Origin of the sequence: Sporolactobacillus sp. KGMB 08714, assembly GCF_036598985.1 — a bacterium.
GTDB lineage: Bacteria > Bacillota > Bacilli > Bacillales > Sporolactobacillaceae > Sporolactobacillus.
This window is the reverse complement of sequence record NZ_JAUUBW010000013.1, coordinates 1-22,747: the sequence shown is the minus strand read 5'-3', so window position 1 is coordinate 22,747 and position 22,747 is coordinate 1. Positions and strand designations below refer to the sequence as shown.

At 43.2% G+C, this 22,747-nt stretch carries 15 protein-coding genes and 1 pseudogene; 10 read left to right on the top strand and 6 right to left on the bottom strand.

Going from position 1 to position 22,747, the window contains the following annotated elements; genetic code table 11:
- Positions 1-63: 63 nt before the first annotated feature.
- Complete coding sequence (locus Q6A92_RS07740; RefSeq protein ID WP_332237582.1) at positions 64-1,371, top strand: AAA family ATPase; 1,308 nt, start codon at positions 64-66, stop codon at positions 1,369-1,371.
- On the top strand, positions 1,334-1,837 hold the full coding sequence (locus Q6A92_RS07735) for an RloB family protein (protein ID WP_332237581.1): 504 nt from the start codon (positions 1,334-1,336) through the stop codon (positions 1,835-1,837). The genes Q6A92_RS07740 and Q6A92_RS07735 overlap by 38 nt, the downstream gene beginning before the upstream one ends.
- Here Q6A92_RS07735 and Q6A92_RS07730 read toward each other — a convergent pair.
- From Q6A92_RS07730 to Q6A92_RS07715, 4 genes are all read right to left on the bottom strand, one after another.
- Positions 1,752-2,093, bottom strand: coding sequence for a (deoxy)nucleoside triphosphate pyrophosphohydrolase (locus Q6A92_RS07730; protein ID WP_332237580.1), 342 nt, complete (start codon positions 2,091-2,093; stop codon positions 1,752-1,754). The genes Q6A92_RS07735 and Q6A92_RS07730 overlap by 86 nt on opposite strands.
- Before the next feature lie 255 nt (positions 2,094-2,348).
- Positions 2,349-3,032, bottom strand: coding sequence for a response regulator transcription factor (locus tag Q6A92_RS07725; RefSeq protein WP_332237579.1), 684 nt, complete (start codon positions 3,030-3,032; stop codon positions 2,349-2,351).
- Positions 3,029-4,489 (bottom strand): sensor histidine kinase, encoded by a 1,461-nt coding sequence (locus Q6A92_RS07720; protein WP_332237578.1) that lies wholly within the window; start codon positions 4,487-4,489, stop codon positions 3,029-3,031. The genes Q6A92_RS07725 and Q6A92_RS07720 overlap by 4 nt, the downstream gene beginning before the upstream one ends.
- Positions 4,490-4,597: 108 nt before the next feature.
- On the bottom strand, positions 4,598-4,813 hold the full coding sequence (locus Q6A92_RS07715) for a hypothetical protein (protein ID WP_332237577.1): 216 nt from the start codon (positions 4,811-4,813) through the stop codon (positions 4,598-4,600).
- Between the two features lie 737 nt (positions 4,814-5,550).
- On the opposite strand from Q6A92_RS07715, the gene Q6A92_RS07710 reads away from it, so the two are divergent.
- On the top strand, positions 5,551-11,691 hold the full coding sequence (locus Q6A92_RS07710; protein ID WP_332237576.1) for a lamin tail domain-containing protein: 6,141 nt from the start codon (positions 5,551-5,553) through the stop codon (positions 11,689-11,691).
- Between the two features lie 1,245 nt (positions 11,692-12,936).
- Here the strand turns inward: Q6A92_RS07710 and Q6A92_RS07705 are convergent.
- The gene (locus tag Q6A92_RS07705; protein ID WP_332237574.1) at positions 12,937-13,413 is read right to left on the bottom strand and encodes a hypothetical protein; all 477 of its coding nucleotides are present in this window, start codon (positions 13,411-13,413) and stop codon (positions 12,937-12,939) included.
- Positions 13,414-13,440: 27 nt separating this feature from the next.
- On the opposite strand from Q6A92_RS07705, the gene Q6A92_RS07700 reads away from it, so the two are divergent.
- A complete protein-coding gene (locus tag Q6A92_RS07700) occupies positions 13,441-15,135 on the top strand; it encodes an SWIM zinc finger family protein (protein WP_274401146.1) in 1,695 nt (564 codons plus the stop codon).
- Positions 15,136-15,446: 311 nt separating this feature from the next.
- On the opposite strand, the gene Q6A92_RS07695 is transcribed toward Q6A92_RS07700, so the two are convergent.
- Complete coding sequence (locus tag Q6A92_RS07695; RefSeq protein WP_274401147.1) at positions 15,447-16,250, bottom strand: histidinol-phosphatase HisJ family protein; 804 nt, start codon at positions 16,248-16,250, stop codon at positions 15,447-15,449.
- A 171-nt stretch (positions 16,251-16,421) separates the two neighbouring features.
- Here Q6A92_RS07695 and Q6A92_RS07690 point away from each other — a divergent pair, with 171 nt between their 5' ends.
- The 6 genes and pseudogenes from Q6A92_RS07690 to Q6A92_RS07665 all read left to right on the top strand — a co-directional run.
- Positions 16,422-18,404 carry a BglG family transcription antiterminator gene (locus Q6A92_RS07690; protein WP_332237571.1) on the top strand — a complete coding sequence of 661 codons (1,983 nt, stop codon included), beginning with the start codon at positions 16,422-16,424 and terminating at the stop codon, positions 18,402-18,404.
- A gap of 648 nt (positions 18,405-19,052) precedes the next feature.
- Positions 19,053-19,511, top strand: coding sequence for a PTS sugar transporter subunit IIA (locus Q6A92_RS07685; RefSeq protein ID WP_332237569.1), 459 nt, complete (start codon positions 19,053-19,055; stop codon positions 19,509-19,511).
- 21 nt (positions 19,512-19,532) lie between these two features.
- Positions 19,533-20,585 carry a PTS fructose transporter subunit EIIC gene (locus tag Q6A92_RS07680; RefSeq protein WP_332237567.1) on the top strand — a complete coding sequence of 351 codons (1,053 nt, stop codon included), beginning with the start codon at positions 19,533-19,535 and terminating at the stop codon, positions 20,583-20,585.
- A 30-nt stretch (positions 20,586-20,615) separates the two neighbouring features.
- Positions 20,616-20,936: a PTS fructose transporter subunit IIB gene (locus Q6A92_RS07675; RefSeq protein WP_274401151.1), complete on the top strand. Its 321-nt coding sequence runs from the start codon at positions 20,616-20,618 to the stop codon at positions 20,934-20,936.
- 15 nt (positions 20,937-20,951) lie between these two features.
- Positions 20,952-22,238 carry a class II D-tagatose-bisphosphate aldolase non-catalytic subunit gene (locus tag Q6A92_RS07670; protein WP_332237565.1) on the top strand — a complete coding sequence of 429 codons (1,287 nt, stop codon included), beginning with the start codon at positions 20,952-20,954 and terminating at the stop codon, positions 22,236-22,238.
- A gap of 282 nt (positions 22,239-22,520) precedes the next feature.
- Positions 22,521-22,747: pseudogene (locus Q6A92_RS07665) on the top strand (transaldolase); the annotation flags it as partial.

Below are 22,747 nucleotides of genomic sequence, written 5' to 3'. Positions count from 1 at the left end.
TGCTTTTTAAACGAATTGTGGGTATACTGTGAATGAAGAAGCATTGGATATGGAGGCTTTTCTATGCTGATTATGTTTAAAGTAAAAAATTACATGTCTTTTAAAAACAATGTCATCTTCGATTTGCGGGCGACTTCGTATAAACAGCACCCAGGCCATGTTTTAAATATCTCACCGGATTTGAAACTGTTGAAAACGGTTGCCATTTATGGTGCTAATGCTTCGGGAAAATCCAATCTGATTTCAGCGCTGTTCTTTTTTGAACAATATATTTTTGAACAATTCATTAATAGTCAGGAAAATGAGAAAGCTGATTTTGCAGAAAAAAAATTAAAAGTAAAGATGGAACCGTTTCTTTTGGCCGATAAAATAGATGCTGCTTCTGAATTTGACATTATATTCTGCCACAATGGAAAACGGATCCAATATGGGTTTGAATGCACCTCAAAGGAAGTACTGGAAGAATGGTATTACATTAATGGCAAAAAAGTATTTGAAAGAAAAAAAGATAAGCTTACGTTCGGAAAAAATTATGAAAAAATATTGAAAATTTATTCAAGGGTACCCTCTGAACGGTTGTATCTTTCAGTACTCGATTACTTTTTGGAAAAACAAGAGAAAGAGCGAGTTCTTAAAGATTTTATTGACTTTTTTATGAATGAATACAATGTCTATTTAGAAATCTTATTTGAAGCAAGTGTAAAAAAAGTCGCCGGTGCGGTTCGTTTAAATAAAAAGTTAGTCAATAGTGCTGAATTTAGAGCAAGAGTAGAAAACTACCTGAGAAAAATTGATGTCGGGATCCGCGGGCTTGATGTTCAGACAAAAACGATCCTGGATGAGAACAGCGGAAAAGAAAAGAAGGAAAAAGTGATTAAAACAATTCACAACGTTTTTAATGAGGAAGGACAGATTGTCGGGAAGCGGTGTTTTGATCTGCCTCAGGAATCGACTGGTACCCTTCGCTTTCTTTCCTATATACAGAATGTCATAGAAATGACAGAGCAAGATGGTGTATTTATAGTAGATGAAATGTCTGCCCGTCTACATCCACTATTAACAAAACTCATTGTTGATATTTTTCAATCCAGTCGGAATACAAAGGCCCAGTTAATTTTTACAACGCATGATATTTCATTAATGAATAAAGAACAATTTCGAAGAGATGAAATATTTTTTGTAGAAAAAAATGAGAAAGGTGAATCCTCACTTCATGCGTTATCCGATTTAAAAGATGTCCGTGAAGATGCGACCTTTAATAAAGCATATTTACAGGGAAAATATGGCGGAATTCCTGTATTTCATTATGATGAAATTTTAGGCGGTGAAAGGGATGGGAAGAACTCGACTTTCTCGGGAACGTCTGACTGAAATAAAGAAAGTAAACATCGGACGCATTCTCATTTTTTGTGAAGGGATGACCGAAAAGCTATATCTGGATTATTTTGCAAAGATTATTAACAGGAATAAATTCACTGATATTCATATTGAGACTCAGTCGGCTGATGGTAACTCAAGAACTGTCTATAAATATGCTGAGGAATTTCTAGAAGAAGAAGACCATAATCGGGAATACAGTAATTATCAAAAATATCTTGTTTTCGATTGTGATGATCCACCGGATATCCAACAGGTTATTTTAGATATGCAAGGATCAGACAAGGGTTATTCGCTTATAGTATCAAACTTACTATTTGAGCTATGGTTACTCATGCATTTTGAAAGCATCCAGGAAAGAATGGGAAAGAAGGCTATTTATGAACGTTTTCTCTTTTTAACCATAGGAGCTTTGAATGTTCATGAGTTTCAGGAAATCCGGACGACAGCCTGCATTTAATAGCTGTAAGATCAATTGAAAAGGTTTCATAGTCATAGTGGCTTTTATAGAATGGTTTTTCGGCGCTGATGGTACATTTAAGTTCTTCATTGATTTCCCGTTCGATGGCCTGAGCGGGATTTTCGCCCTTTTGAATCTTGCCGCCCGGAAATTCCCAGTGATTAGATATCGACATAGTCGGCGAACGCAGGGCGCATAAAATTTCCTGATTCTCGTTTTCGATAATTGCCGCGACAACTGAAAGCGTTTTCCTCATCATTATCACCTCGAAGCATAGGGTACACGTTCGATTATACCGCATTTTTCAGCTTTTCTATCTGCATTTGATCGTCAATGAAGCCCATCGTGCAACCAGTCCGAGTTAAAACTTTAAGCCAGACTTTCTATTAAGCATGACGGCAGCGCCCTGAACGGCGGTGCAATCATGGCGACATTCGGTCTGCCTGGCAGTAACATTGCTGCTGAGGTTCGGCCCATCCGTTCCCTTTCCCGAAGCCAAAAAAGGGAAGCGCTACGCATCAAAGCGGTAACCGGCGCCCCAGACCGTGATGATATACTGCGGATTTGACGGATCGGTTTCGATTTTTTCTCTGAGTTTGCGGATATGGACCGTGACGGTTGCCAGATCGCCCATGGAATCAAGGCCCCAGATTCGCTCAAACAAGTGCTCCTTGCTGAAGACATGATTGGGATGCATGACAATGAAGAGAAGCAGATCAAATTCCTTGGCTGTCAGCTCGATTTCCTTTCCGTTAACGTAAACTTGCCGGGAATCCTTATTTATTTTTAGACCGCGAAAGCTGATCGTGTGCGCTTGTTTTCTGCCCGACAGCCTTTCATATCTGGCCAGATGAGCCTTCACCCGGGCTACGAGTTCTCCCGGGCTGAACGGTTTGACGATGTAGTCATCGGCACCGAGGCCGAAACCGCGGATTTTATCGATGTCTTCTTTCCTGGCTGTGACTAAGAGGATCGGGATCTCTTTCGTTTTTCGGACCGTTCTGCATATGTCAAAACCGTTCGTCCCCGGCAGCATCAAATCGAGGATGAGCAATTGATAGTCCCTGTTCAATGCGCTCGTCAGGCCGCCGTCTCCCGTTGTTTCAATATCTGTCTCGAATCCGTTGATTTCCAGATAGTCCCGTTCCAGTTCGGCAATGCTTTGGTCATCCTCGACAATCAATACACGTTTCATTGCGGATCCCCTTTTTGAATCTGGCCTTTTTTGATCGTGAAACAGATTCTTGTCCCTTCGTCGACGGTACTTTCCGCCCATACTTTCCCGCCGTGATCTTCCACCATCCGTCTGACGATGGCAAGGCCGAGCCCGCTTCCGCCTGTTCCGCTGTTTCGGGCCGGATCCGCCCGGTAAAAACGATCGAAAATAAACGGAAGCGCCTCTTCTGAAATGCCTGAACCATTGTCTTCAATCACGACTTTGGCAGCATCCTCGGTTTCGCTGAGATCTATCTGAATTTTTTTCTGTTTTTTATGATTGTATTTTACACTGTTGCCGGTAATGTTGCTGACGACTCGTTTTAGTTTTTCCCTGTCCGCCCATACCGAATAGTCTCCGTCCCCTGTGTGAAAAGTCAGAGAGACACCCTGCTTTTCAAGATCAAACCGTATTTCTTCAGTCAGGTCCGATAAAAATGCCTTCAGATCCAGCTGTTCAAAGTGATAGGGCAGGCGATTCATGTCCAGTTTCGAATACAGGGACAGCTCATCGATCATTCGATCCATATCGATCGATTTTTTGTAGATCGTCGTTAAATAGCGCTCCATCTTCTTGGGTGAATTGGCTACTCCGTCGCGGATTCCCTCGACATAGCCTTTAATAGAGGTGATCGGAGTTTTTAAATCATGTGAGATGCTGGCGATTAATTTGCTCCGATTTTCCTCATACCGGACCTGCTGTTCAATAGAATTTTTTAGTTTACGCCGCATTATTTCAAAGCTTCGGGAAAGTTTGCCCAGTTCATCATGTGTGCCCGAATTAATATGAAAGTCGAGATTCCCTCCTCCGATTTTCTCAGCTGCACGCATTAATGTGTTTACAGGTCTGATGATGCTCCTCGATACAAAATAAGTCAGCGTTCCATTGGTTATAATTAATATCAGGAGAAGGACAAGGAGCAGAATCGGGAAGACGATGAAGGACTGTCCGCCTGCTTCCTGCATATTTCGGACGATAAACAAGGTTGCAGCGGTTCCGTCCGGATAATAAAAGTCGTAGGACAGAACGCGAAAAGGGCGGTGGTCTATCCATAAACCCGGCCACGGATTTGTCGTTTCCGAGCCAAAGGCGGGAAGACTATTCAGAGCTATGTGTCCTAATCCGGAGGACTGAAAGGTTATACGGCCTGTTTTTCTTAGAATCAGCGATGCGTGATGATCGGCAAGACTGCTGCTGATTTTTAATCGGTAGTTCTGATTATCGAGCTGTTCAGGCGCCATGGAAGCCGTCCTTTTCAGTTTGGAAAAATCTTCACTGATCAATCGGTCATTGCGATTGGCGTTTGCCGGGTTCCACGGGACGCCGCCATTGCCTAAAAAAAGATTAATAAGCAGCATAGCGGCGATCATGAACAAAAATACGGGGATCAGAATCATGGCAATATTGGATAGTACCAGCCGCTTACGGATCGACATCATTTCACCCGCTTTCACCTTCATTCTTCATTAAAAACGATCATATCACAGGTCCTAAATTGATTGACAGAAAAGCACCGCTCAGAATGTAAGGCGGTGCCGGTCCGTTTATTTCTTTTTAAGGTTGGCTTTGATTTTATGAAATGCATTCTCATCGATCTCTCCGTTCACATATCTCTTTTCAAGCAGATCCAGTGCACTGTCCCCTTGCCGGCACCACCCGGCCCGCCGGCGCAGCCTTAGAATGTTGAAAATGATAAAAGCAATGATTAGAAAGAGCAGAAAGCCGAACAGCGGGAATGGGAAAAATACTGTGTGATACATATCGGTCACCCCTAAGCATTTATTTGAACTTATCTTCACGTAAAAGAATAACCCGAACTCCTTAACGGCCGCTAAAAGAGATATTAAATAATTCTTAAATCGTGCCTCTGTACGGGTTTTTCGTTCGCGGCGCCGATCGAAATCATTGGAAAACAGATCCGGTGCCCGCACGCTGACCGTTCATGCCGGTTCCCGGGAAAGAACGATAAGATCGGAATGTTCATCGGAGAAGAGATTTTTACATCCGAGCCGTTTGCACCATCTTCGGGAAGAGAAGAAAAACGGGTGCCCCGCACGCCAGATACTTAATCTTTCCCGGTTTTCATTCTCAGAAGCTGACGCCCCTCTTTGTTTATCTAAAATTGCAATAACGAGGCAATGGACCGGGAGGGGTAAAAAAAGAACGGCCCATTTCTCGCTTTTTAGCTGTTTGCGAACATTTGATTTATTACTGCTTTGCATTAACTTTATTCTGGTATTGTACATTCTTGTTAGTATTTTATGAATTGTCTATAAACGGCTGATATTATTCTGACATATGCACAGCGTCATTGTTAATACCTAATCATTCTTATACAAACCATGCTTTCTCATTTTTCCTTTTTCACTTGAGTGGAAAACGGAACTGTACCTATCCGGGGGAGTTCAGAGCCCGTCTGGAAGATCCGGATCCAATCGGAAATTCTTCCGGATTGAGTTCTTATTACCTGAAATACTGAGGAGTGAATGGAAACGTTATGAATGCCAGAGGAGCGGCAAAAAGAATGGTTATTCTTTCCCTCGCCGTCGTGATGTGTCTCAGCGGGGCCTTAATAACCGATGCAACGGCACCAAGAACAACATCGAATGGGATAACTGCTCCCTATTTAATGATTACCGAGCTCGAAACGACGAATGGGCAAGGCGGAAAGTTCGTTGAGATTTACAACAACAGCAATGAAGAGATCAATTTATCCAACTATGCACTCACGATCCGGCCGAAAAGCATAACCAATCAAACGAGTTCAATCCCCTTTCCCGAAGATTCATTTATAAAAGCGGGCGCAGTTAAAATATTAAGCGAAATCGGCACGGACTACAGGAAAATAAATCAGATTTATGGGACACGCTTATCTAAGAATGACGTCGTTTCAATGATAACGGCTGATGCCTTGAACGCAAAGGATTTTTCCATCTCGAAAACAGATACTCATGAAAAGGTGGTTGCTGCAGCCGGCGCTAATACAGCGCAGGGACAATCGGTTGCGTACCATTATGCGAATCAAAAAGATAATGGGAGGACTCCGCTTATGTCTGTCTGGAAGGACCGGCAAAAAGCTACGCCCGGTACTGTCGATCCCGGGCAAATTCCTTCAGCGAAAACGAATCTGCCTGGATCCCTACTGGCGCCTGTCCTGCAAATGACTCCAGTTCAATCTGTTTCTCCGGCAAAAGCGCAATTCGAAGCGGCGGTGTCCGGAGAAACTGCTTCAGATCATGCCGCCCCGCTGAAACTGACCCTGTACTATCGTACTCAGCGGGGTACGCCCTATCAAAGCCAGGCGATGGCTCTCGTAAACGGAACCGGCAGTCCGTATAATCCTTTGGGCACTTATAAATATTCGGCCACTCTGAAAAAAGATGTTGTCAGCGGTGCCGCCCAGGTAGAATATTATGCAGTGGCGAGCGACGGAACGCATACGGTAAGAGCGCCTTCGGGAGAGGCCGCCTATAAAGCAAAAGTCCTTATTGCACCGGCAGCGAAAGCAGTCGCGGCTGCGCCGGGAACGGGCACAGCAAAGCCGAGCGCTGCAAATGGTACCGCACCTTATCTCATGATTACTGAGGCTGAAATAAATAATACGGCCGGAAAAGAGTTTGTGGAGATCTACAATAACAGTCCGTCAGATATCAATCTCTCCGATTATGAACTGCGTTACTGGTACGGCAGTGCGACGAGCGGTTACAACGCCATGCCGTTTCCAAAGGGAACAATCATCAAGTCGGGAGGTTTTAAAATCTTATCTGATCCTAATATGGATTATGCGAAACTGAATCAATTTTACGGTTCGCATTTGTCAGCGAATGATCTAATACCCATGGTCAGTGCCGGACTGGCATTTAATAACAGAGGCTTCGCCATAGCCAGAACCGGTACCGGCGATATGGTGGTTACCTCGGCATATTCCGGCGGCGATGCAGTAAACGGGCAATCGTTGATGTTTAATTATGCCGGTGGGAAAGATGCGTTCGGGAACCTGATGCTGTCGCACTGGAAAGAGAAACAGACACCGACGCCGGGTATTGTGAATCCGCAACAGATTCCCCAGGCGAAAGCAGGTCTTCCGGATTCTCTGCTTTTGCCGAAAGTTGAGTTCACGCCGAGTCCATATATCAAGCCGGCAGATACTGCATTCACGGCAACTGTTTCAAGAATCGCTGCTGTGGGCAATAGCCGGCCATTGAGAGTAACAATGTTTTATCGCACCCGCTCCAATTCATCTTACAGCAGTCGGTCGATGAATCTCTCAGGCACCGACACGGGCACGTCCGCCCCTCTCTCACCTCAGAAATATACGGCAACACTGAAAAAGGATGTGTTAAGCCATGCCTCACAGATTGAATACTATATTGAAGCAAGCGACGGGGCACATCTTTCGAGATCTCCATCGGGGCAGAATACTTATAAGACCGGAATTGGCGTCAATAAAAAACCGGCGGTCAGCGACCTGATGATTACGGAACTCGTTCCGCGGAGCAAGGATAACAAATACAGCTATATCGAACTCTATAATCATTCAAACAGGGATATTAACTTAAAGTATTACAGGATCATCGATCAGGAACGGAATGGAACCAATCATAAGTGGGATATCAGCCGGGACAAAATCATTAAATCCAAATCCACAATGATTGTCTGGGTTAAATCGAGTGCCTCCTGGAATGAGGGAATTGATAAATTTAATGCTGCCTACGGCACACATCTCAGCCATTCCCAGATCGTTACTTTGGCGGCACCCGAAACAATGTATGATGCACAACAGGAAGAAAGACGGATCCTAATCGCGACCGACAGCGGGGATATTAATAACAGAAGGCAGGGACCGGCTGACGGCGTCGGTTCGGCTGCATGGTACGGCGTCAAACAGCCGGAAGCCTTGTTGGGCAGAAGTATTATCTACAGAGCCCCATTTGACGGCACGAACCGGATGCTGGAACTCAATTATAATCAGGATCCGACGCCCGGCACATTGCTGCCTGAACAGATTCCGGATCATACACTGACACTGGTAAATGATACGGCCGCACCGGCAGTTTTCCACAGTCCCCTTGGGGTACAGAATTTTAGTCATTTAGCAAGTTTGCAATTTCGGGCACAAGTAACCGACCGTCAGGCTGTCAAACAGGTTTTACTTCACTATAAAGCCAACGATGCAGCGGATTACCAGACAGTCAACATGATTTTAGCCTCAGATATGAATACCGGCCTTCCTGCCGGCACATACATCAACGATGCATCGTTATCTGCCGGCCGGCTGGTAGGTGCCCATTCCGTGAATTACTATTTTACCGCCTCTGATGGGTACAATGTAACAAAGAGTAAGAATTATACAATGAATTTTCAAGAAGACACAAGAAAACCGCTGGAATTCAATCTTCAAGATAATCAAGCCTTCGCAGCGAACGCTGTGATTCCCGGCCTGCTGATTACGGAAATAGAAGTGAACAATAGCAGAGGGCAGAAATTTATAGAGATTTACAATGCGAGTAAGACCGATATTGATCTGTCCAAATATGAACTTCGTTATTGGTGGGGAAGCGCCGCGAACAGCTATAATTCAATGCCGCTGCCGCAGAATACCATCATAAAATCGGGGGGTGTTAAGGTTCTGAGCGCTTCCGATACGGACTATCAGAAGTTTAATCGGCTGTATAGGACGAACCTGAATGCAGCGGATGTCCTTCCGATTATTACTGCCGGTTTTGCCTACGGCGACAGAGGCGTTGCTATTGCAAAGGCCGATACGAACCAGGCTATTTCAACCGCGGCTTTCAGCGATACCGACGCAGTTGACGGAAAATCACTGATGTATCATTATGCCCTTGAAAAAGATTCAACCGGTGTTCCGCTGATGTCGCACTGGAAAGAGCAGCAAGTCCCGACACCGGGCGCTGTAACACCTGAACAAGTGCCTAAGGCAATTGTGCCGATTATTGCGAACGGTACAGGGGACGTTTCCAATCCGGTTACGATCAAGATTGACGGAAAAACCGTTGATGCACTGCCCAAAGCAAGGCAGAATGCGTATCTTTCCCTTGAATTGGACGGGACCCATGCAAGTGCACAGAATTGCCTGTCTGTTAACGGTTATGATTTAGGCTTCCTGGGGGGCCATAGCAACTACATGCCGTTTATGACGCCGATTCCTGTAAATTATTTAAAGCCGGGTGCCAATACAATCAGAATTACAAGCGGAACAAACGATTCGCCGGTCGATATTGCCGGAGACCACGATGACTTTACCCTCCGGAATCCTTCCGCCATTTTGCCTGACGGCAAGAGTGTAAATTTTACCGATGCAAAGGTTAAAATCGGCGCTGATGCGGCGACTTTTGAAAATGTCGATCCGGGGGCTAAGATCAGCCTGGGAGACGGGAGCGGTAAAAATCCGGCAACGGCCAGAAGATGGCTGGATATGACCTTAATGATCCCGGAAGCACTTTTTATTGATAAAATATACAACCTGGATCTTGCATCGTTAAGTGATGGAATCCATCAGATTTCTGTTTCTTCAGCGAACGGCCGGAGCCGCTCAATCAGGATCACGGTTGATAACTCGGCACCGATCATCCATAATATTTCAGTTAAGAAGGGGGCCCTCTACAACGAAAATGTATTGTTCAATGCCGATATAAAAGATGACGTTTCGGGCATAGGCAAAGAGGAAGCGTCACTTGACGGCATTCCAATTAAACTGAGAACGATGAAAAAGAGCAATGAGCTGTCGGAGGGCGACCATACATTTCTGGTTACCGCCACCGACAAGGCAGGGAATACAACAAGTAAAAAAGTACATTTTACAACTGCAAAAAATAAAATCACAATCGGAAATCTGCCAGATGGAGCAAAAGACGTCGGCCAATCGACCAAGCTAAGTGTTTCCGCCAGCTCAGATGCAAAAACACCGATGAATGTAACTTATTACAAGGCTTATCAATATGACTTTTCGAACAGCAGTCACATTAGCGGTTATACCCATTCGCGCAACAGAGAGATTCCGTCACAGTTGAATCCGGCCGGAGAAATGAAGATAAGCAATGCTGCCCGGAACAATTTGAAAGCCGTTGATGGCAGATATCTCTCCAACAGTTCGACGGATAAATTTCCATATCAGCGCTTTGATTTTCAGACCGCAAAAGATCTGAAAGCGAATGATTCGGTTGAGGTTCAATGGAGGGGTCATACGCTGAATGGCAGAAATATTATTCTTTATGCATGGAATTATAAAACTGAAAGCTGGCAGGAGGAGGCAAGAGGAAACGGGTCGAAAGATTTTAATTTAACAGCAAAGGTCAGCGCCGGCGATATGGTGAAGAACGGCATTGTCCATGTACTGATCGAAGATCCGATTGCGCAGGCGGCGGCAGCGCAGACAACGGATCCTGCATTCACATTTGCCTGGTTTTCCGATCCGCAATATTATGCCGAAAGCTATCCGGATATTTATTCTTCGATTGTCAGCTATATTACCGGTCCCGCCAGACGGCAGAAGAATATTGTCTATACAATAAACACCGGCGATTTAGTCGATGAGTATAACCTTCCTTATGAATGGGCAACAGTGGACCGGAGTTTTAAAGTTCTTGAAAATGCCGGCATGCCTTATGGTGTGTTAGCCGGCAATCATGATGTTAATCATCAGAGTGTGAATTACACCGATTTCTGGAAGTATTTCGGAAGGGACAGAGTAGCCAGGCAAACCGTTTTCGGAGGAGATTACCAGAATAATCGTGATCATTACGACCTTGTTTCGGTCGGCGGATATGATTTTATTATCTTATATCTCGGATGGGATGTAGAGCAGGACTCGATCGACTGGGCAAATAAGATTCTGAAACAGTATCCTGACAGATATGCCATCGTAGCAGCGCATGAATATCTTTCAACGGATGGAAAGTCCTACTCAGGAGACGGACAAAAGATCTGGAAAAATATCGTAGATCCGCATTCGAACGTATTCCTGGTTTTATGCGGCCACTTGCATGGTGTTGCCTACAACCGGGTTACTGCTTCAGACGGCCGCAAAGTTTCACAGATGCTGGCGGATTATCAGAATGCGCGTGAAGGCGGAAGCGGGTATATGAATTTTCTGCAGTTCGACATGGCTCAAAAGAAAATTCATGTGCAAACCTATTCTCCTTATTTAAACAGTGACCACTACTTCGATCCCGGTCAGGAGAATTTTGATATTGATATTTCAGAAATACTGAAATCACCTGAAAAGTCGGTCAATACGGACTATGTCGGACTCAATGTCTACACAAACCAGAAGATCGCAAGTATAAATAATGTAGCCGATGGAGCCCGGGCGGAAGTTCAGTGGAACGGTCTTCGCGGCAGCAGCCGTTATTCCTGGTATGCAAAAGCAGAAGACGGCAATGGAAATGTTGCCTATTCGGGTATTCAGAGTTTCGTTACAGCAGCAGCTCCGAAATCGGAGGATCCGGTTCCGGCTGCGGAAAAGGCCGTTGCAAAAGCAGAACGAAGCCGCGCACAAATCGATGTTGGCAAGGCTCTTGTCCTGGTCGAAATTTTGCCTGAAAGTGAAGCCAAAACGACTTTGATGAAACGGCTTAGCGCTGTTCAGACCCTAATGGATGAAAAACGGAGCCATTGAATCAGCAACCCCGGCTGTAAAGGCAGCAGAAACAAGCCGGCCCCAAATAAATGTTAATGCCGCCCGCATACTTGTCTGACAGCCGGAAAAAATCGGAATTGATGAAACGGCTCGATGCAATTAAGGTTAAAACAAAGAATAATCAATCACAGAATCCGTTTTCCAAAATCAACAGTGCCGGCGGACTGACGCTTCATAGTATAATAAAAGAAAATCTGGAATTCCGGCTGTGCCGATAAAGCCGGCTGGCGCTGCAAGGGGTGCGGCCGGCACTTCACAGTATATAAAGAAAATAGGTATCCCCTCAATCCATGTATCCAATCGGGCCGCGGCGCAAAAACGTCATCGATTCTTCTGGAAAGCGATCGGTTGGCACGGACGCATGGGCGGCAGCCTATTCTTTTGAAGATTCACGTGAACGGCGGTTTATTCCTCTGAAAAAGAGGAATATCTTGCGCGGACAGGCGTTATCTGGCAGAAACGTCTGATTTTTTCTTCGGTCCGCCGGGATTCCTGTAAATCGTGGCTAAAATTGCCGGGAAACGCTAGCGTATCAACAGTAAAAAAACAAAATAGAAAGTAACGAGCTGTCCGGACCGCCCGAAGCAGCGGGCGCGTAAAGGCCATAATGCGCGGAAAATCGACAGCAAGCGGATTGGAAGCAATGAGTGCGAATAATCAGAATCGGAGCAGGGCGAATCGAGGCCAATTCAGGGCGAAAGCTCGCTGCTTTCGGGCGATTCCTTCATTTTTCGGGGCGATAAACTGTTGAGAGGGCGATACTCCGCCGGAACAGGGCGAATCGAGGCCAATTCAGGGCGAAAGCCCGCTGCTTTCGGGCGATTCCTTCATTTTTCGGGGCGATAAACTCCTGACGGGGCGATACTCCGCCGGAACAGGGCGAATCGAGGCCATTTTAGGGCGATAACTCGCTGCTTTCGGGCGATTCCTTCATTTTTCGGGGCGATAAACTCCTGAGGGTGCGATACTTCGCCGGAACAGGACGAATCGAGGCCAATTCAGGGCGATAACTCGCTGCTTTCGGGGGATTCCTTCATTTTTCGGGGCGATAAACTCCTGAGGGTGCGATACTTCGCCGGAACAGGGCGAATCGAGACCAATTCAGGGCGATAACTCGCTGCTTTCGGGGGATTCCTTCATTTTTCGGGGCGATAAACTCCTGACGGACCGATACGGGTCGGCGGCCTGGCTGTATGGATTAGATTTCAGTCCCGTTATCGATCGTTAGTAGCTATTTTTCGGTCGTCGCGTCCGGTTTAACGACCCTCGCTGAAGTTTATGGATCGCGGAAACGCTCTCCGTCTTTCGAGAGATTGACGGTCTCAAGAAAAGTCGATCATCATCTGACAACCCGGCAGGAAAATGAGCTGAAGAGATACTCATAATAAAGAGTATGAGTTTCGTCTTGAGTTTATTGTGAAGGCTACGCTGCTTTGCCGTGAACGGGTGGTTGATGCCTTTGAAGCCATCCATTTCCTCGAAGGGTGATATTCTTTCAGCAGCCGATAGGTTCTCGAGGGCAGCTGATCTTTCGGGCACAACGATTGATAAACTCACGGCAGCAGTTAATTTAACAGGCGACAGACGCGGCGGACGGTTAATCATAAACCGGCCGTCAGCTGGGATCGATATAGCGGCAGCGGCAAATGAGCAAAGGGATTCAAATTGTGCAGATAATGCTGAATTGACCTGTTCCACCATATGATATCAACATAGGGAGCGCTCACTTTGAACTTAAAAGATTTTGAGGATGAAATCGATCCGATTATTCTGGAACGCGGTATGGATTATTATGATTCGGGAAATGTGGGGCGGATAGTAGAACGGATAGAGGAAGGAAAGCCTGATCATTATACTGTTTTGGTTTCCGGAGGCTCGGATTATACGGTCGATGTTATGCTGGACAAAAACAACGAGATTGTCGAAACGTCCTGCGACTGTCCGTACGACTGGGGCCCGTACTGCAAACATCAGGCAGCAGCTTTTTACGCACTCAGAAACAGTCTGGCCGGCGATCGGAGAAAACCTGAGCCGCACAAACATAAAAGAAAACCTCAATCTGATCTGTATGAGGAATTAAATCTGCTTTCGAAAGAAGAGCTGCTTTCGATTATTATCGACCTGGCCAATGAAAATGAGGATATCAAGGAAAGACTGCTCTATCAGCATACTCAGGAGGAAACACTTCTTCGGGAAAGCCGCAAACTTGTTGCCGGCTCTATCCGGCGGGCTGAAGGAAGGAACGGTTTTATTGAATGGAACCGCGCAGATCAGGCGCTTGAGGGTGCCGAAATGGTTCTCGGACAGGTTCAAAGTCAGCTGGAAAATGGAAAAGGCGAGCTGGCTGCTTCATTGTGCCTGATCGTACTCCCGCAAGTGGTGGACATGCTGCAGTACTGCGATGACTCGGATGGCGGACCGGGAGCGGTCATCAATCAGAGCCTGAATATGCTGGCTGAAGCCGTTTCCTCTGCCGAACAGAGCAGCCAGTCCGTGAAAAGGGCTATTTTTAATAAAATTATGAATGAGCTGCAGAACGAGCGGTATGACGGTTGGTCCGATTGGCGCAACCAAATGCTTGATGCACTGATTCCCCTGTGCCGCACCGGCAGTCTGAGGAAGAAGTGGGAAGAAGCGGTTGACCATCTGATTGCGGTGCCGCAAACGGATTCATGGAGTTTACATTATGAGAGGGAGAGACTGCTCTATCTCAAGCTGAAATTGATGGAATTTCTTGAAGAAAAGCAGGATGCCCGTCAATTTCTCTATCAACATATCCGGCTGGCCTCTTTCAGAGAGCGGGCGATCCGGCTGGCAGTCAGCCGCGATGACTGGAAAGAAGTGCTGAGGCTGTGCAAGGATGGCGAAAAGTCGGACAGGAAAGACAGTCCGGAATATGTTGAGAAATGGATGAGATACAGGCTGCAGGCATACGAGCATCTCGGAAATACAAACGGTGAAAAAGAACTGATGCTCCGCTTTTTATACGCAGGAGACTACAGCTATTATGAAATACTTGCCGGTTTATATTCGGCGGAGGAATGGGGCAAAGTCTCAGAAGAAATTATCGCTCATTTCGAGCAGAGTTCCCATCTGCCGGCGGCCTATGTCAAGATCCTGATTCATGAGAAGAGGTATGAGAGGCTGCTTGATTATTGTAAAAACCGTCCGTATGAAATTAAAACGCTGTACGTATATCTGGCCAAACCCTATCCTAACGAGGTCGAGAAGATCTTTGCAGCGTACATCGAAAATGAGGCGGAAACCAGCCGCAACCGCAGCCAGTACCGTCAGGTTTGCTCTATAATCAGAACATTTAAGAAGGCATGCGGAAACCAGGCGGCCGGTGTCTTAATCGGGAGATTGAAACAGCAGTATGCCCGCCGTCCGGCTTTTGTCGATGAACTGAACAAAGTCGGATAAATGTGTTTTTTTCATACTCAGCACATCCGGAACATTCGCAGCGTGTGCCACCGGAAGAATAAAAGCAAAAAAGCATCTCATTGTCAAAAAATTGATTGATGAGGTGTTTTCTTTTTGATAGTGAAGGATGTCAAAATATAGAAGGGCAGATCGGAAAGAGTTGATTTCTCAATCTTCATTTTTGTTTTAATTTAAGTGAATACTTACGAACATTAATTAAAGTAAGGGAGATTTTATCAATAAGCATCCATGACTCTATCGTCCTTGACCCTGTAAAAATAGATTGATTTTATTCTGAAGGTACTTTGATTTTAGGCAGTTAAATTATCAAAGGTAATTTGACAGGGCACTCTATGTGCATAAACAGTAAAAGAATTGAATCCGCATTTAATGGCTAACGTTTTGGCTAAATCGACATGATTTCCTATTTTATCAGAAGTATGTGAATCTGAACCGATTGTTAATAATGTACCGCCTAATTCCTTATAAAGACAAAGAATATTCGTAGAAGGCATTGTTTCGTGAAGTTTTTCAAAGGTTGAAGTATTGATCTCAATTCCTATTTTCCGTTCTATGGAAATTTTAAGTATCTCTCTGATTATTTGATAATAGCTTGTGAAATCAGCATTAGAAAATGGTTCATTGCTATATCGCTTGACTAGATCAAAATGAGACAGGATATCTATGTCGGCATGCTGAATCATTTTTAACATCTCTTGAAAGTAAGCGCAATATCCTTTCTTTTTTCCGCTTCTTTTTAGTAGTGTTCTCAATTTAACGTTATTGACATTGTGAACAGATCCAAGAATAAAATCTAGGTTTTTATCAGCCAGTTCATTTTTGTATTCATTTGAAAACAAATGGGGTTCGCATATTTCGAGCCCCTTTTTAATTATGAGAAATTGTGAATATTTTTTCCTATTTGTATCTATATTTTTCTGATATTTTTTCCAGTTCATATATCCAAATGTGGGTGCCTTTGGGTTCAATGAAAAGTGTTCAGTGAAACAGATTTCTTTCAGATATCTTAACACGGCTGTTTCGCATGTGTGCATCATTTCTGCTTTTGAATCAAATGAGTTGTTCGTGTGGATATGATAATCAAAAGAAAACACGGCAGCCCCTCCAATGAGCTAATCATTTTAATTCAATTATTGCACACATTATGGGACAGGAAATGTATCAATTTTTCTGTTAACTTACTGAACAATTTTGGAATTTATTCAGTCTGCCAACGAATGTTACGATATTTTTGTAGAGGATAACCAAAGGGAGAAGTGGTTCAAATGATTATTCTAACTTCTCGACAGGCTCATTTACTGAAACTGTTAAATGCTGAGGAAGATTACCGAACGACATCCTACTTTGCGAAACAAATGGGTGTCTCAGGAAGAACCGTTCATTCTGACCTGCTTATAATAGAGGATTACTTAGCGACGAAGCGTAATGTAATTATTGAGAAAAAAAGAGGTACTGGCATTCGGCTAGATGGCAACCAGAATGAGAAGCTGAAACTTATAGCTGCCATTTCAAGCGAAAACTGTGTAAACGTGGGATCAACGCGGGAGAGAAGAGAAAGTATTATTGCGCGTTTATTAAGAAATGAAAGCGCAACCAATTTCAGGAAGCTCGCAGAACATTTTTATGTAGGTATTAGTTCGATTACAAACGATATGCAGAAAGTGGAACATTGGCTTTCTCGTTTTGGACTCATTTTGAATAAAAACAATCATGGTACTTCCATTTCAGGGACTGAATCATCTATTCGAAAGGCTTTAGCATCACTAATACAGGAAAAAATTAATCGTATAACAGATTCTGTCGAATTAGGCAAAAATGTCGGGACTGAGAAGAAGAAACAGATTATCGACATAATAACTCTTTTTTTGGCTAAAGATAGCCTGGATCAGGCCGAAAAAATGATTTATTTTATTGAAAAGGAATTGAACTGTCATTTTAATAATATCTATTATGTTAATATGATAATTTATGTCGCTATAATGATGGAACGTCAGGCAAAAGGAAAATATTTAAGGCAGAATGCTGCTGAAGAACATTTAATAAATAATCTGCACATTTTAAAGACATATATTGTGGCCAAAGAAACATTGATAAAGTTTTGCAAATTAACAGAAAGCGATGCGTTAGAAGGCGAAGTTCAATATCTAAATCATTGCATTATGGGTTCAGGAATCGATGAGGATATAGGCAAGGAAAATATTAGAAAATATGATCCTGAAGTCCAACAGCTGGCTCGGAAACTGTGCTTACTTGCCAGCGATGCCCTGAAAGTCGACTTTGACGGTGACTCTATCCTTTACAAAGGATTATTAGTCCATCTGGGACCAATGCTTAATCGAATGAAATATGGAATCGTTATCAGGAATCCACTTTTGAAACAAATTAAGGAACAGTACTCCGCAATGTTTGGATTAGCAACCTTTTTGGGTACTTTTATTGAGAATGAGACCAACTTAAAAATAAACGAGAATGAAATTGGTTTTCTCATGGTTCATTTTCAGGCAGCATTGGAAAGAAATGGGGCGACCACAAAAATTATCATTGTATGTCCGGGAGGAATTGGTACTTCTGAGTTAATTGCAAATCGAGTGAGGAGGTTGATGCCGAATTTGGACATATTCGGAGTTTACTCGATCAGAGACATAGGTCATGCAAATATTGACGAGATTGATTTTATTGTTTCTACTGTGCCATTAAAAAATATGAGAAAGCCTAGCATCATTGTCTCGCCAATGATGGGTATATCCGATGTAAAAGCGATTAATAATTTTTATCTGGAATATATGTTCAAAAATAAAAAAGCAATTTCATATTTTAATCATTTATCTGCTGTAGTAAAAGATGAGTTTATATTTCCAAAACTAAATGTTGATGATAAAAACGATCTAATAGATTTTATTACTAAAAGAATAGAAGATAAGGGATTTGTTTCTTCAAAATTTGCTGATTCAGTAAAAGAACGCGAGAGCATTTCGACAACTGATTTAGGAAACGGCGTTGCTATTCCCCATGGTCAGGGCAGATATGTGAATCAGTCGGTGATTGCCATTGCCACGTTATCCATTCCTATTGACTGGGGAAAAAATAAAGTATCGGTCGTCATTCTCATTGCGATGCGTATCAATGACAAAAAAGAAACGAAATCCATTATGGGAGATCTATATAACCTTTTTGATTCCGAAAGTATTTTAGAAAGAATTGTTAAGGCAAATTCAAAAGCAAAAATAAGAAATATACTTGGAAAATAAATAATTTTCTAAGAAAATCGATGCGAGATGAATGGCCTTGTATTCTGTATTAATATTTTTATCACAAACTATTAAATCTCCTGTTTTGATGACACGAAAAGTGAGGCCACAAATCACTTTAGCGGAGGGGGGGCAGTTGATCGGAAAAGACTGCTCCCCCTCTATCTTTACGTACGCGTCTCATTCTCCTCTTCATTTTCGCTTCTTATTTTGTTTTTAACTGATTGAAATTTGCCTGAGCGATGGAAGGGACAACGGCATGTCAGTGTCAAAAGCGCTGCCTTCATTTTCCCTTTACTGAAAAGCTAACCTGCTTACCAAATTACGGATCCGTGGATCTATTAAGCTTTCAGATCGTGCCAAGATTTCCGTTACACTCTTGAAATGACTTGATATTTACGCAAGTGCATACGCTTCCTATACTTTGAAGTGTAAGAAGTATTCCATGAAGAACTTGGCCAAAGTTCTCGATTTACTTAATTTATAATCAATACTCTAATTGGACTGACTCTCATCATGAATTCCGGTATTAAAAGAAAGGAGAGACTAGAAATAAAGAATCTGATTGATTCGATACGTTAATTTTGGAAAATAAATTAATTAAAAATTTATCTGACATTTATTAAAACCAAATGAGAGGCGGTTCAAATGCTAATTGACAAAAACATGGTTCTGACAAATGTTCATGCAGACAACGAAATTGATTTGATTACTATTTTAGCACAGCGTGCCTTTGAGATGGGCTATCTTTCAAATGTAAAGGAGTATATATCTGCTGTATTAAAACGAGAGAAGGAATTTTCAACAGCATTCGGTTATGGTGTGGCTATTCCCCATGGTGAAACAGAGGTAGTAAAATCTTCATTCTTAGGATTTTGTAAGCCTTTTCGCGAGGTCTTATGGGGGACAAATAAAACTCCAGTTTCTATGGTATTCATGATTGGTGTCCCAAAGAAGCAAAAATCAACTTTACATCTAAAAATATTGGCTGATCTTAGCAGACATCTTCTTGATCCGGAATTCAGAGATCAGATCAGTAAAAGCAAAACGGCTGCTGACATTTACAATCTCCTTATATCAATAGAGAAAGGAATAAAAATACCTTAAAAAGTTGAGGAGGGCTTTGCAATGATATCCGTGCTAAAAAATATGAAAACCCATTTAATGACCGGTGTGTCTTACATGATTCCATTTGTAGTAGCCGGCGGCGTTTTACTGGCACTTTCTGTGATGCTTTCTGGAAAAACAGCTGTTCCTGCTCATGGTATTCTAGGCAATATTGCCACAATTGGCAATGCAGGAATGGCCCTCTACGTTCCTATTCTAGGGGGATTCATTGCTTATTCTATGGCTGAAAAGCCTGCGATTGGTCCAGGCATGATTTCTGCATTTCTTGCTTACCAGACAAAAGGCGGTTTCTTGGGTGGAATGATTGCCGGTATTGTTGCTGGCATCGTTGTTTATTATTTGAAAAAAATTAAAGGGCCAAAACATGTTGGTCAGGTAATGCCTATCTTTATTATTCCATTATTAGGCTCTCTAATCTCAGGAATGATTATATTACTGCTTCTTGCGAATCCCATCGCGTCTTTTATGGCTATTCTTAACCATTGGCTGTTAGGAATGCAAGGTGGGTCAAAGATTCTGTTAGCAATTATTCTGGGCGGGATGATTGCCTTTGATATGGGCGGCCCGTTCAATAAAACCGCGTTTTTCTTTGCTGTAGCAGTTATGACAACTTATCCGCAACTGATGGCGGTCGTTGCGGTGGCTGATTGTACACCGCCGCTTGGTTTAGCCATTGCAACGTTTATCGCAAAGAAAAAATTTAATCAGGAAGAAATTGAGGCGGGTAAAGCTGCACTGATTATGGGCTGCATTGGGATTACTGAGGGGGCTATTCCTTTTGCAGCTGCCGATCCAATAAGAGTAATACCGTCGATCATGATTGGCAGTGCTTCCGCCGGTGTAACGTCGATACTTCTGAATGCCACAAATCATGCACCTTGGGGCGGATTGATTGTTCTGCCTGTGACGGGCAATTGGCTGGGTTATTTCTTTGCGGCTATTGTAGGCACAGCGGTCACTACACTTTGCATCATTTTGGTTAAGCGACCTGTAAATCTAAAGGAGAAGAAAGAGAAGGCAATTAAAGAAGACGATCTGGAATTGAATTTTTAATATGATATTTTCCAAAGGGAGGTTACCAATATGTATGTTGTAGGTGTTTCCGCATGTCCGACGGGGGTTGCCCATACCTATCTGGCTGCAGAGGCCTTAACTAAGGCATTCAAGGCAAAAAATCATCAGGTTAAAATTGAAACTCAAGGTGCAAGTGGAATTGAAAACGAAATTACTCCGGAGGATGTAGAAAAAGCTGATTTTGTAATTCTAACAAAAGATATAGCAATTAAAGGGGAAAAACGATTTGAAGGTAAAAAAATTGTCAGAGTGATGTCAGGTGTAGCCATTCAGAAGGCGAACGGAATCGTTAAAAAACTTGAAGAAATCCAGAACAATCAAAATAAATAAGGGATGGATGCAATAATGACAAAATTGATGACAAAAATGCCAATTAAAACAATGGTTCATAATCTGATAAAACTTTCAAAAAAGGGACAAGGCGCGACTCTTATAGGTATTGGTCCGATGTCGTCACGTGTACTGAAAGCGAGTTTTGAGTTGGCAAGGGACAAAGATTTTCCGCTCCTTTTTATTGCAAGCCGCAATCAAGTCGATGCGGATGAATTGGGCGGAGGATATGTCAACGGGTGGAATCAAAGGACGTTTATAAAGGCAATTCGTGATATTGCAGAAAAAACAAATTTCGATGGTCTCTATTATGTATGCCGGGATCATGGAGGCCCTTGGCAGAGAGATAAGGAACGTAATGATCATCTTCCGGAGAAAGAAGCTATGGAACTTGGGGAAAAGTCCTATTTGGAAGACATCAAAGCTGGATTCGATTTATTGATGCTTGATCCGACAAAAGATCCATTTGTTATTGGAAAGGTCATTCCACTGGATCGAGCTTTGCAATTAACAGTAGATTTATATCAATATTGTGAAGATAAGCGTAAAGAACTTAGACTACCTCCTGTTGGGTATGAAGTTGGGACAGAGGAAACGAATGGAGGATTAACTACTCCGGAAACCTATGTGGAATTTCTTGACGAATTAGAGAATGAACTAAAGAAGCGTCACTTACCGCTGCCGACATTTATGGTTGGTCAAACGGGGACGTTAACTCGTTATACAGAGCAGGTTGGAAAGTTTGATTTCAAAAATGCTCATTCTTTAGCACAACTTGCCAATAAATATGATATTGGCCTAAAAGAACATAATGGAGATTATATGAATGATTTTCAGTTGCTGCAACATATCCCGGCCCAAATTGCTGCAACGAATGTGGCTCCGCAATTTGGCACTGAAGAAACCCGTGCCTATCTCATACTTGCAGATGTGGAGAAAGAACTGAAGAAACAGGGAGTCATTCAAGGTCCTGTATCGAATACGAAAGCCGTTCTTCAGGAACATGCGATTGATTGTCAGCGCTGGCGCAAATGGATGGAGGGCGATCAGAGAAATATTTCTGTGGAAGCAGTGAAATCCGATCCGGAGCTTTCAGCGAAAATTCTTGACAATGCCGGACATTATACTTTTAATGACGCAGAGGTAAAAAAGGAAATCAATAAAATGCTTGCTAATTTATCTTGCGCTCACATTGACGGTGATCGTTTCGTCGTGGATCGGATTAAAAGATCAATTAATCAATTTGTCGAAGCATATAACTTAACGGGAGTTACGTCACGGATAAAAAATTATCAGGATTAAATCTTATGTCTATAGGAATTCATGCAATGAAATGAGCGTGAATTCCTATATATTATTGGTTGGTGATTTTATGAAAATTGTAATCGATTCTGATTATGCAGAATTTGATCCATGATTGAAAAGAAAGAGTTTCGGTGCTTGTTTCGTAATCCGGTTCTTCATTCATGAACGGTCAGCTTGCCAGATGAATGATGGTGAGTGAGCATGATAAGAAATATTATTTTAAAGATAAAGAAGTGCCAGGGCATTTGGTGATGGATTATAAAAAGGAGCGATCAACAGATGAGCCATTTAAATGTTAAGGTGAAGATTTATGCGGATGGGGCCGTCATCAGCGATATGCTGGCTGCTTACCGGACCGGTTTTGTTTCCGGATTTACGACCAACCCGAGTTTAATGAAGAAAGCCGGCGTGACGGACTATGTCGCGTTTGCCGCGAAAGTGGTCCGGGCGATCCCGGATCTCCCGCTTTCCTTCGAAGTGTTCGCCGACGACTTCGCAACGATGGA

What these genes read in the sequence shown, in the direction of transcription:
- Q6A92_RS07680 (WP_332237567.1), top strand. Translation starts at nt 19,533, where the DNA reads ATGATATCCGTGCTAAAAAATATGAAAACCCATTTAATGACCGGTGTG.
- Q6A92_RS07705 (WP_332237574.1), bottom strand. Translation starts at nt 13,413, where the DNA reads ATGGTGGAACAGGTCAATTCAGCATTATCTGCACAATTTGAATCCCTT.
- Q6A92_RS07690 (WP_332237571.1), top strand. Translation starts at nt 16,422, where the DNA reads ATGATTATTCTAACTTCTCGACAGGCTCATTTACTGAAACTGTTAAAT.
- Q6A92_RS07715 (WP_332237577.1), bottom strand. Translation starts at nt 4,813, where the DNA reads ATGTATCACACAGTATTTTTCCCATTCCCGCTGTTCGGCTTTCTGCTC.
- Q6A92_RS07670 (WP_332237565.1), top strand. Translation starts at nt 20,952, where the DNA reads ATGACAAAATTGATGACAAAAATGCCAATTAAAACAATGGTTCATAAT.
- Q6A92_RS07730 (WP_332237580.1), bottom strand. Translation starts at nt 2,093, where the DNA reads ATGAGGAAAACGCTTTCAGTTGTCGCGGCAATTATCGAAAACGAGAAT.
- Q6A92_RS07685 (WP_332237569.1), top strand. Translation starts at nt 19,053, where the DNA reads ATGCTAATTGACAAAAACATGGTTCTGACAAATGTTCATGCAGACAAC.
- Q6A92_RS07725 (WP_332237579.1), bottom strand. Translation starts at nt 3,032, where the DNA reads ATGAAACGTGTATTGATTGTCGAGGATGACCAAAGCATTGCCGAACTG.
- Q6A92_RS07675 (WP_274401151.1), top strand. Translation starts at nt 20,616, where the DNA reads ATGTATGTTGTAGGTGTTTCCGCATGTCCGACGGGGGTTGCCCATACC.
- Q6A92_RS07740 (WP_332237582.1), top strand. Translation starts at nt 64, where the DNA reads ATGCTGATTATGTTTAAAGTAAAAAATTACATGTCTTTTAAAAACAAT.
- Q6A92_RS07735 (WP_332237581.1), top strand. Translation starts at nt 1,334, where the DNA reads ATGGGAAGAACTCGACTTTCTCGGGAACGTCTGACTGAAATAAAGAAA.
- Q6A92_RS07720 (WP_332237578.1), bottom strand. Translation starts at nt 4,489, where the DNA reads ATGTCGATCCGTAAGCGGCTGGTACTATCCAATATTGCCATGATTCTG.
- Q6A92_RS07710 (WP_332237576.1), top strand. Translation starts at nt 5,551, where the DNA reads ATGAATGCCAGAGGAGCGGCAAAAAGAATGGTTATTCTTTCCCTCGCC.